Source organism: Nonomuraea sp. NPDC049784, from assembly GCF_040659615.1.
GTDB lineage: Bacteria > Actinomycetota > Actinomycetes > Streptosporangiales > Streptosporangiaceae > Nonomuraea.
The window spans coordinates 1-10,833 of sequence record NZ_JBFAMX010000336.1; the positions used below are offsets into that span (position 1 = coordinate 1).

General features: G+C 72.2%; 8 protein-coding genes and 1 pseudogene. 4 read left to right on the forward strand and 5 right to left on the reverse strand.

Annotated features, from left to right (window positions below; all coding sequences use genetic code 11):
- Positions 1-22 precede the first annotated feature (22 nt).
- A complete protein-coding gene (locus tag AB0J09_RS41480; RefSeq protein ID WP_360703697.1) occupies positions 23-157 on the forward strand; it encodes a hypothetical protein in 135 nt (44 codons plus the stop codon).
- Between the two features lie 12 nt (positions 158-169).
- On the opposite strand, the gene AB0J09_RS41485 is transcribed toward AB0J09_RS41480, so the two are convergent.
- The 3 genes from AB0J09_RS41485 to AB0J09_RS41495 are packed head-to-tail and all read right to left on the reverse strand — an operon-like array spanning position 170 to position 4,459.
- Complete coding sequence (locus tag AB0J09_RS41485; RefSeq protein ID WP_360703676.1) at positions 170-1,432, reverse strand: M20/M25/M40 family metallo-hydrolase; 1,263 nt, start codon at positions 1,430-1,432, stop codon at positions 170-172.
- The gene (locus tag AB0J09_RS41490) at positions 1,429-3,414 is read right to left on the reverse strand and encodes a prolyl oligopeptidase family serine peptidase (RefSeq protein WP_360703679.1); all 1,986 of its coding nucleotides are present in this window, start codon (positions 3,412-3,414) and stop codon (positions 1,429-1,431) included. Before AB0J09_RS41490 ends, AB0J09_RS41485 begins: the two co-directional genes overlap by 4 nt.
- Before the next feature lie 4 nt (positions 3,415-3,418).
- The gene (locus AB0J09_RS41495) at positions 3,419-4,459 is read right to left on the reverse strand and encodes a C39 family peptidase (RefSeq protein WP_360703682.1); all 1,041 of its coding nucleotides are present in this window, start codon (positions 4,457-4,459) and stop codon (positions 3,419-3,421) included.
- Between the two features lie 92 nt (positions 4,460-4,551).
- On the opposite strand from AB0J09_RS41495, the gene AB0J09_RS41500 reads away from it, so the two are divergent.
- A complete protein-coding gene (locus AB0J09_RS41500) occupies positions 4,552-5,877 on the forward strand; it encodes an SWIM zinc finger family protein (RefSeq protein ID WP_360703685.1) in 1,326 nt (441 codons plus the stop codon).
- Positions 5,878-5,927: 50 nt separating this feature from the next.
- Here the strand turns inward: AB0J09_RS41500 and AB0J09_RS41505 are convergent, their stop codons facing one another.
- Complete coding sequence (locus tag AB0J09_RS41505) at positions 5,928-7,037, reverse strand: DUF5925 domain-containing protein (protein ID WP_360703688.1); 1,110 nt, start codon at positions 7,035-7,037, stop codon at positions 5,928-5,930.
- Between the two features lie 60 nt (positions 7,038-7,097).
- The gene (locus AB0J09_RS41510) at positions 7,098-8,618 is read right to left on the reverse strand and encodes a serine/threonine-protein kinase (RefSeq protein WP_360703691.1); all 1,521 of its coding nucleotides are present in this window, start codon (positions 8,616-8,618) and stop codon (positions 7,098-7,100) included.
- Between the two features lie 96 nt (positions 8,619-8,714).
- On the opposite strand from AB0J09_RS41510, the gene AB0J09_RS41515 reads away from it, so the two are divergent.
- Together AB0J09_RS41515 and AB0J09_RS41520 are read left to right on the forward strand one after the other, a co-directional pair.
- On the forward strand, positions 8,715-10,580 hold the full coding sequence (locus tag AB0J09_RS41515; RefSeq protein WP_360703694.1) for a potassium transporter TrkA: 1,866 nt from the start codon (positions 8,715-8,717) through the stop codon (positions 10,578-10,580).
- Between the two features lie 16 nt (positions 10,581-10,596).
- A pseudogene (locus tag AB0J09_RS41520) lies at positions 10,597-10,833 on the forward strand (S-methyl-5-thioribose-1-phosphate isomerase); the annotation flags it as partial.

The window sequence follows — 10,833 nt, forward strand, 5'->3', positions numbered from 1 at the left end:
GCCCGCCGCCGCACCAGGCGCGCTGCCAGCCAGCGCGCCGGGCTCGCATGAGGGCGGTGGCGTGCTGCTCGTGCGGCCCGACGGCTACGTCGCCTGGGCGGGTGAGCGCGACGGCATCGGCGACGCGCTCACCACGTGGTTCGGCCCGCCGAAATGAGGCGGTGGGCGGTCAGGCGAGGAGGCGGGTGAGGACGCGGGTGCCGAACTCCAGGCCCTCCACCGGCACCCGCTCGTCCTTGCCGTGGAACATCCCGAAGTAGTCCAGATCCGGCCGCAGCATCAGGGGCGCGAAGCCGTACCCCTTGATGCCGATCCTGGCGAAGGACTTCGCGTCCGTGCCGCCGGCCATCACGTACGGCACCGGCCGGGCGAGCGGGTCCTCGGCCACGAGCGCGCCTGCCAGCGTGTCGAAGAACGCCGAGGGGTACGGCGCGTCGGGCGCGTCCTCCAGGTTGACGAACTCGCGGGTGATCTTCGGCCCGAGCAGCGCGTCGATCGTCTCCAGGAACTCCTCCTGCATCCCCGGCATGTAGCGCCCGTCCACGTGCGCCTCCGCCGTCGAGGGCACGACGTTCACCTTGTATCCCGCGTCCAGCATCGTCGGGTTCGCCGAGTTGCGGATCTGGCTCTTGAACAGGCTGCCCAGCGGGCCGAGCCGGGCGGCCTCCTCGTCCAGGCGGTCGAGGTCGATCGGCCGGCCGGTGATCTCGGACAGGCTCTGGACGAGCGCCGCGACCGACGGCGTCAGGCGTACCGGCCACTGGTGGGAGGCCACCCGCGACAGCGCGTGCACCAGCGTGGCGACCGGGTTGTCCACGGGAGGCCGCGAGCCGTGGCCGGCCACGCCGTGCGCGGTGAGCTTCATCCAGGCGGTGCCGCGCTCGCCGACCGCGATCGGATAGACCCGGTGCTCGCCGGAGGCCACGCTGAAGCCGCCCGACTCGCTGATCGCCTCCGTGACGCCGTCGAACAGCTCCCGGTGCTCGGTCACCGCGTGCCGCGAGCCGTAGTCGCCCGTCGCCTCCTCGTCCGCCAGGAACGCCACCACCAGGTCGCGCTTCGGGCGTACGCCGCGGGCGGCCAGGTCGAGCACGGTCGCGAGCGTCATCGCGCACGAGCCCTTCATGTCGACCGCGCCCCGCCCGTACACGCAGCCGTCCGTGATCTCGCCCGAGAACGGGTGCATCCGCCACTCGGCCGGGTCGGCGGGCACCACGTCCAGGTGGCCGTGCACCAGCAGCGCGTCGGGGGAGTCGCCATCGATCCTGGCCACGACGGTGGTCCGCCGCGGCGCCGACTCGAACACCACCGGCTCGATGCCCGCGTCCGCCAGCAGCGTGGCCACGTACTCGGCCGCCGGCCGCTCGCCCGAGCCCGGATTGGTGGTGTCGAACCTGATGAGATCCGAGCAGATCTCGGCAACGCTCTTCACGCTCTTCCCTTCAGTGTCAGAGGCGGCACCTCGGGCGTCTCCATGTCGAAGATCAGCCCGTAGAAGGCCAGCTCGGCCTCCAGCACCGCGACGATAGTCTCCTCCCTGCGCCAGCCGTGCTGCTCGCCGGGGTAGGTGAGCAAGGCCCACTCTTTGCCGTGTTTGTCCAGCTCGGCAGTGAACCGCTCGGCCTGGCCCACGTCCACGATCGCGTCCTCCAGGCCGTGCAGCATGAGGCACGGGCCTGAGGCGCGGTAGGCGTTCAGGAGCGGGGAGCGCTCGGTGTAGCGGTCCCGCGTCTCGGGCAGCGGGCCCACCAGCCCGTCCAGGTACCGGGACTCGAAGTCGTGCGTCTCGGCCGCCCAGCTCTCCGGGTCGGTGATCGCGTAGTGCGCGACCCCGCCCGCGAACACGTCACTGTGCACGAGCGCCGCCACCGTGGTCCAGCCACCGGCGCTGCCGCCGCGGATCGCGATCTTCGAGGCGTCGGCCCGGCCCAGCTCGACCAGGCCCCGGGCCACCTTGGCGCAGTCCTGTACGTCCACCACGCCCCACTGGTGGCGCAGCCGCTCGCGATAGGCCCGGCCGTACCCCGTCGACCCGCCGTAGTTGACCACGGCCACGCCGATGCCCCTGCTGGTGAAGTACGCGATCTCCAGGTCGAGCACGATCGGGAGGTTGCCGGTCGGGCCGCCGTGCACGAAGATCACGTACGGGCCGGGGCTGCCCTGGGCGCCGGACGGAGGGTAGAGGTGCGCGTGCACGCCCTCGATCGTCACGGCCTCCGGGGTGGGGAGCAGGTCGCGGTCCGGGAGCGGCTTGGGGGGCGAAACGATCTCGCGCGCGCCGCCGTCATCGAGGTCGATGAGGGTCACTTCCAGCGGCGTGTACGGGGTCGCCCCCACGGCCGCCACCTTGCCGCCCGCGACCGACACGGTGGACGACCAGTAGGTGGCCGGGCCGCCGATCTCCCGCAGGCCGCCGGTCTCCGGGTTCAGCACGCCCAGGCGGCGGTGGTCGGGGGTGCCGTAGACGACGGCCAGCTCGCCCGTGTCCGCGATGGCCAGGTACGTCATGCCGGGCTTCCACGCCGCCGAGCCGAACTCCTGCTCGATCGGGGTGAGGTTCCGGGAGGGGGAGCCGTCGAGGTGGACGAGGTGGACGTTCCACCAGCCGGTGGGGTCGGTCACCGCGTACAGGCTCGTGCCGTCGCGCCACTCGGCCTGCGCGACCGACTCCTCGGGGCCTCCGGCGACCACCCGGTACTCGCCTGCCGTGCCGTCCTCCCGCAGGGGGGCCACGCAGAGCTCGGTGCCGTCCCACGGCATGTTCGGGTGGTCCCAGCCGATCCAGGCGACATGGCGGCCGTCGGGGGAGATACGGGGATTCATGAGGAAGTGCTGGGCTTTGACGATCATCCTGACGGGGCCGCCGTCGAGGGGCACCGCCACCAGGTCGCGCACGTCGTCGGTCTCGCGCACGGCCCACACCTCGTTCCGGCCCGGAGGGAGGTAGAGGTCCGCGTAGCGTGCCGGCCCCTCCGGGGTGAGCGGCACCGGCACGCCGGCCCGAGCATCGCCCGCCGCCCCGGCTCCCGGCGCCGCGCCCTCTGTCCCATGGGCGGGGCTGGGCGCCTGCGCTGTGCCACTCGTCTCCGAGAGGACATCAGCCCGCGCGGCCGGAGCGGGGGCGTCGAGGCGGTAGAGACGCTGGTCCGCCCAGTTGGTGAAGACCAGGCCGCCGCCCGGCAGCGGGCGCCAGGAGCGGCCGCCGTACTCGATCACCCGGTTGCGCGCGTTCCAGCCCGGCGGCAACGCGTCCATCCGGGAGCCGTCCGGGAGGCGGCGCACCACGCAGCGCCGCCCGCCCTCGTGCGGGCGCGGCTCGTCCCACCAGACCTCCACACCGGAGGGTGTGGCCACGGCCTCCACCCACTGCGGGCCGCCGTCGGTACGGGCCACATCGATCGGTCGAATGCTCATCAACTCACCAATTGCCGTTGGTACAAGGAGGAAGGGGATGCTCGGGCGGGTGGAGGATGTACGCGATGCCCCCGCTGCCCGAGCTCCTCAACCACACGTTCTCGAACGCTGCCCGCGGATAGACCCTTCGAACCGAAGCGTCGTCCGGCGCGGCCGGGTCGTTCACGATGACGTCGCCCCCGGCCGTGAAGCCGGTCACGACCAGGATGTGGCCGTTGGTGGAGTAGCAGGAGCCGGGCAGCTCGTGTGCTTTGAACGACTGCGAGGTGATCACCGGGATCCCGGAACGTACGAACGCCTCCAGCTCCGCCGCCGACCGCAGCCGCGTCACGAACCCGGCCAGCCCGTACCGCCCCGCGTACGCCACGTTGAACGGCCAGTTGCCGGTGCCCTGGTAGCTCTCGTCGTACGTGCCCATGGCCGCGTGGTCCACCACCGGCGCCGGGTCGCCGTCCCCCACCCAGGTCAGCTCGGCGGGGCCGGGGCCGCGGCCCCAGAAGCCGAGCACCATGGCCATCGAGGTCGGGCTGCACCAGTTGGCGCCACCACCGTCCCACCGCGGGTGGTGCCCGGCGTGCGCGTACTGCGAGTGCCGGGGCACCGCCAGCTCCACCGGAACCGCCGCGCCGGGGACGCTGGGCACGACCGGCCGCTGCGGCACGGCCGAGGCCATCACGCCCAATCCCGTCACGCGGGCGCCCGTGCCGTGAGAGGCCACCCGCGCCTGGTACGACACCACCGGCCGCCGGGCCACGAACGTGTCCACCGCCACGTCCCCGTCCTCGTCGCCCTGGCCGGGGACGGACGTGCGCGGATCGCCGTGCTCCGACCAGCGGCCCATGACGTACCACTTGGTGAGATCGCCCCGCGCGGTCCTGGCCCGCAGCGCCACCTCGATCCAGGAGCCCGGCGGGGTGCGCGCGGTCCACGAGGCCACGAGCTGCGTGGCGGGGAACCCGATCTGACGCTCCTCGCCGGTCCACGAATCGCCGGCGGGTACGGCGAAGCGGGCGAAGGCGACGTGGGTCAGATCGACGGTGAGCACCAGCCATATTGTGGTTTCGCACTCCGTGTCGCACATCGGATGGTTTACGTACCGGCCCGATTGTGTCGGTGCTGATCTCTATGGTTCGGGCCATGACCCAGGCGGTACAGGCGTATGCCTACGCGGGCCCCTCCGTGCTCGACGGCGGCAGGCTCGCCCTCTCGACCTCCGGCGGCACGGCGTTGTCCGGGCCGCGGACGCATCCCCGGTTCTTCAGCGGGCTGCTGTCCCACCCGGCTCCGGCCGCGGCCGGGCTGCTGGCCGTGGCCGACGTGGCGCTCGCCCGCTACCACCAGCCCAGGCCCGGCTGGACCCGCGACCCGGTGGTGACCTGCGACGGCGGGCGGCTGCGGTTCGAGTCGTTCTCGGCGTGCGGCGGCGTCTATGCCCGGCTCGACGTGCTGGAACTCGAGGGCGATGTGCTCGACCGGGGCACCACCAACGTCGACGTCAACGGCCCGCTGCGCGAGGCCCTCGCCAGGGTGGGCGGCAGGGATCCGCTCCACCTGGGCGTCGGGCCCGACGAGCTGACGGTCACCACGCTCGACGGCGCGGTCGTGGAGAAGAAGGTGTCCCTGCCGTCGCGGTGGCTGCGCGGGTTCGCGGAGGTGCAGGTGATCGCGGCCGGGTTCGACCTGCGGGCCGAGCTGGCCGGTCCGCACGCCGTACGCTTCCTGCGCTCCCTGCCCCGGGGCGCCCGCGCCGCGGTCTGGGCCGTCCCCGCCGGCCGCGACCTGCGTCTGTCCGGCGGCCCCGCGCGCGGCGGCGTCCGCCTGTCGGGCACCGGACGGTTGGCCACGCTGATGCCGCTGCTCAGGTTCGCCAAGGCGCTGCGCGTCTACGGCCCCGCCGACGGCTCGTCCCCCGCGAGCGCCTGGGAGCTGGAGCTGCCCGGCATGCGCTACACGCTGGCCGTCTCACCGGATCCGTGGCGCGGGTTCTCCGGCGAGGGGGCGGTGCTGTCCGACCTGGCCGGCGACGAGGCCGCGGGCGACGCCGACGTGGTGGGCATGCTGCTCAACTTCGAGCCGACGGTCGAGCTGGGGCTGCTCGCCGACCGCTCGGGCCTCTCCACCGGACGCGTACGCGCCGCGCTCACGCAGCTCGGCACGGCCGGCCGGGTCGGCTACGACCTGCACGAGGCGGCACACTTCCACCGGGAGCTGCCCTACGACAGGGAGCAGGTGGCCCAGCTGAACCCCCGCCTGACCGCCGCCCGCGCGCTGGCGGACTCGGGGGCCGTGCGGCTGCTCGGGGAGACGGCCGAGGTGACCACGGACGGCGGGGTGCGGCGGGTGCGGATCGCCGAGGGGGAGTGCACGTGCCCCTGGTGGTACGACCACCGGGGGTCGCGCGGGCCGTGCAAGCATGTGCTGGCGGCCAGGATCGCCGCCCGCGTGACCATGCTGACCCCGTGACCGCATGTGAGGGCGGCCGCCCGGTGATGTAGCGGGCGGCCGCCGACGGGTCACAAGTACAGGCCGGTGGACTCGTCGCCCGGCTGGGAGGCGATCTCGCGGCCCGCGCGCAGGGCGTACAGCTCCGCCAGCGTCGCCCCCGACGGGCTCACCCCCTTCGGCGAGCCGAGCCACGCGACGGCTTCCTCCTTGGTCAGCGGCCCCACCTCCACCTGCGCCAGGCACCGGCCGGGGCGGACGACGGCGGGGTGGAGGCGGGCGAGGTCCTCGTTCGTGGTGATCGCCACCAGGACGTCGCGGCCCTGGCCGAGCAGGCCGTCGGTCAGGTTGAGCAGGCGCGACAGCCCCTGGCCCGCCTGGGCCTTGGCGCCCGAGCTGATCAGCTCGTCGCAGTCCTCCAGGACGAGCAGCCGCCAGCGCTGCGTGTCCTCGTCCGAGTCGTAGCCGACGGCCACCTCCATCAGGTAACCGGGCTCGTTGAACAGGCGCTCGGGGTCGAGCACGCAGTCCACCTGGCACCAGTCGTGCCACTGCTTGGCGAGCGTGCGCAGCAGCGTGGTCTTGCCGGTGCCCGGCTCGCCGTGCAGGAGGATGAGGCGGCCGTTCACGTCGGCAGGGGTGATCGACATGAGCCTGTCGAGGGCCGGGCGGACCTTCGCCGAGTAGTTTTTGTTGATCTCATCCCAGGCCTGTGCCGTGATCGGCTTCTCCGAGCGGGTGCCGCCGTGCATGCCGCGCCACCAGAAGCCCATCTCGACGTGGTCGACCTCCGGCATGGCCTCTTCGGCGCCCTCGATGCTCTCCGCGAGCACGCTCTTGGCCAGCTCCTCGTTCACCGCCGTCACGCTGACGGTGGCCGTGCGGTTGCGGTGGCGAACGACACGCAGGGTCCAGCCGTCGCCGCAGATGAGCCGCGACTCCGACCCGTCCTCGACCCGCGCGGTACGCAGGACGCGCCCGCCGGCGGGGCTGAGCGGGGCGTCGGGGCGTACGCGCTCCAGGTTGGCCAGGCGGGACCATGGCTGCGCGCCCGTCGCGAACGGCGACAGCGCCAGGGCGTCGATGACGTCGATGGCTGAGTCGGCGTCGTCGATCCAGATGTTCATGGGGAGCTCAGAAGACTCCGGGCTGGGGAACGGCACCTCCCTAATCACGGACATAACGGTAATGATCCAATCTTTAGCCGTCACATGTCGAAGGGTTTTAGTCGAAAAATCAGCTTAAGGCTGGCTCTTTTGGAGCGTGCCGGTTTGGGTGACGACGTTGAGGCCCGGGTCGTCCCGCCACGTATAAGTCAGTGTGTCGCCCTTCTTGGCGAGCCAGATGGTACCCGCGATGCAGCCGCCCTCGTTCGCCCCCAGCGAGAACGTCAGCTGCGCCTCCTCCACCTTGGTCAGCGTTATCGTCCCACGGCAGGTGTCGGGCGGGTTCTTCTCGCTCCACGACGCGGTGGACGCCCCGGGCTTCAGCACCACGGTGTTGTCCGCGCCGTCGGTGTCCATGGGGTTCGTGCTGGTGGTGTGGCCCGTCCACGTCCCCGCGAATGAGGCGGGGATCTTCAGGTCCCCCTTGGCGGCAGGGGCGCCGGTGGCCGGCGAGGACGCGGTGGCCGGGGCGCCGGTGGCGGACGAGGAGGTCGACGAGGAGGACATGGTGGCCGAGGCCGAGTGGTCGTCCTCCTGCGAGGGCGGGGTCGGGGTGCGGTTGAGGTACAGGGTCGTGGCGACGGCCGCCGCGGCCAGGGCCGTCACCGCCGCCAAGGCACCGATGAGCAGGCCTCGCGACCGGGCGCGCCGCGACTCCCGGGTGTCCGTCTCCTGGTGACGCCGCCCCGGCTGGTCGTGACGTGGCGCCGTCGGAGGGCCGCCGCCCCGAGCCCAGGCGGCCTGTGGGGTGTCGCCGTGCCGGGCTCCTGGGGTCTGTGGGGTGGTGCCGCCCTGGATCCCGGGAGCGTGGGGGGTGACCAGGGACACCATGAGCTGCTGGGCCGTGGGGCGGCGGGACGGGTCCTTGGCCAGGCAGGAGGCGATCAGCCCGCGCAGGCGTGGCGGCAGCGGCGACAGGTCCGGCTCCGCGTGCAGCACCCGGTGCAGCACGGCGGGCACGGTGTCCGCCCCGAACGGGCTCGTGCCCGTGGCCGCGTAGAGCATCGACGCGGCCCAGGCGAACACGTCGGAGGCGGGCGCGGCCGGTGACCCGCTGATCTGCTCGGGCGCCAGGTAGGCGGGGGTGCCGATCAGGCCGGACGTCAGCGTGGCCGCCCCCTCCGCCCGGGCGATCCCGAAGTCCACCACCCTGGGCCCGTCGGGGCCGAGCAGCACGTTGGCCGGCTTGAAGTCCCGGTGCACGATCCCGGCCGCGTGGATGGCGGCCAGCGCCGTGGCCGCGCCGACCGCCAGCCGCTCGAGGTCACCTCCGTGCAGAGGGCCGCGCTCGCGCACCCGCTCGGCCAGCGAGGGGCCGTCCACGTACTCGCTCACCACGAACGGCCGCGGCCCGCCGGTCGAGACGTCGAGCACTCGCGCCGTGCAGAAGGAGGCGATGCCCTCCAGTGCCTCCAGCTCGCGGGCCAGCCTGGCCCGCGTCTCCTTGTCGCCCGCGCTCAGCAGCTTGATCGCGACCGGTTCGCCATGCGAGGAGTGGGCGAGGTAGACCACGCCCTGCCCGCCCTCCCCGAGCCGGCCGGACAGGCGGTAGCTGCCCAGGGACGCCGGATCGTCTGGTGCCAGGGGGCTCGCCATGGCCGATACGTTACCGGTCTCCATGCGCACACCAAGATCGACCGGTACCTTGGGTCGCTGGGTTAAATCGCTCCTTACGCGGAGGTATCGGGGAAAGTGTCGAAGGTTACGTTCCGTGAACGGGCGCGTTACTGGTTCGACAACACCATGTCCAAGGGCACCGCCTCGTTGATCGGCTGGCTGGCCGTGGTCTCGCTGGCGCTGATCGTGATCGTGGCGGGGCTCACGCTCTGGCTCGCGCCCGACGAGCCGGACGGCGTGAACGGCCCCGGGCACGTGCTCTGGATCGCGCTCATGCACGCGCTGACCCCGAGCAAGGTCGCCAGCGACAAGGGCTCGACGGCGTACATGGCCGTGATGTTCGCCGGCTCGCTCGGCGGCCTGTTCATCGTCAGCATGCTCGTGGGCCTGCTGTCGAACGGGCTCAAGCAGAAGGTGGACCGCCTGCGCAGGGGGCGCTCGCGCATCGTCGAGTCCGGCCACACGGTGGTGCTCGGCTGGTCGGACCAGGTGTTCACGATCGTGGCCGAGTTGGTCAAGGCGCACGCCAGCCAGAAGGGTTCGGTCATCGCCGTCCTGGCGGAACGTGACAAACTCGCCATGGAAGAGGACATCCGCGAGGCCGTCGGCGACCTCGGCAGGACCCGCCTGGTCTGCCGCACGGGGCGGCCCACCGAGCCGCGCGACCTCGCGCTGATGAATCTGGCCACCGCCCGCTCCGTCGTCGTGCTCTCGCCCGAGGGCGAGGACCCGGACGCGCACGTCATCAAGATCCTGCTCGCCCTGGCCAAGCGCAGCGGCATGCACCCGCCGGTGGTCGCCGGGCTCACCTCCAGCCGCAACATCGCCGCCGCCCGGCTGGCCGGCGGCCGGGACGTGCACCTGGTCGACTCCGACGACACCGCCTCCAGGCTCATCGTGCAGTCCTCGCGCCAGTCCGGCATGTCCGTCGTCTGCATGGACCTGCTGAACTTCGACGGCGGCGAGATCTACCTGCGCACCCCCAAGAAGCTCGTCGGCATCACGTACGGCGAGGCGCTGCACGCGTACCAGACCGCCTCCGTCATCGGCCTGCGCCAGCCGGCCGGCGTCGTGCTGAACCCGCCCATGGACACCGTCGTCAACGCCGACGACCAGGTCATCGTCATCGCGCACGACGACTCCCACATCCGACTGGCCGCCGGCAAGCCGTCCCTGGACGAGGCCGCCGTCGTCGAGGCGGAGGCGCCGCCCACCGAGCCCGAGCGCACGCTGCTGCTCAACTGGAACGGCCGGGCCGAGCAGATCGTCCGCTACCTCGACGGCTACGTCGCCCCCGGCTCCGTCCTGGAGATCGCCGCCGACCACCCCAAGGCGGGCACGGGTCTCGCCGGCCTGCGCAACCTCACCGTGAACGTCAAGGACTGCGACACCACCGACAGGTACGCCCTCGAGTCGCTCGGCGTCGGCCTCTTCCAGCACGTCATCGTGCTCTCCGACGACCGCTTCGACCCCCGCCACTCCGACACGCGCACGCTCATGACGCTGCTCCAGCTCCGCGACATGCAGAGCGCGCTCGGCGAGCACTACTCGATCGTCAGCGAGATGCACGACGAGAACAACCGCGCCCTGGCCGAGGTCACCGAGGCCGACGACATCGTGATCAGCGACACCGTCATCGGCCTGCTCCTCGCCCAGCTCGCCGAGAACCGGCACCTGGCCGAGGTGTTCGGCTACCTGTTCGACTCGCGCGGCTCGGAGATCTACCCCCGTCCTGCCGGCTCGTACGTGGAGACGGGAACGCGGGTGACGTTCTCCACGGTCGTGGAGTCCGCCAGGCGCAGGGGCGAGACCGCCATCGGCTACCGCAGCGCTCAGGCACGCAACAACCCCCCGCACTACGGCATCGTTCTCAACCCGGACAAGTCCGAGTCGATCGTGCTCCATGCGAGGGACTCGGTGATCGTCCTGGCGGAGCGCTGAGTCGTACATTTGCGGTGTGAGGACCATCGACTGGGTGGACGGCGCCATCGAGCTCGTCGACCAGACCCTGCTGCCGGACAAGTGCGTGATGCTGCGCATCCACACCGTGGACGATCTGGTGGACGCCATCCAGCGGCTGGCCGTGCGCGGCGCGCCCGCGCTCGGCGTGGCCGGGGCGCTCGGCGTCGTGCTGGCCGACGGCGACGCCGCGCAGATCGCCAGGCTCCGCGCCGCCCGGCCCACCGCCGTCAAC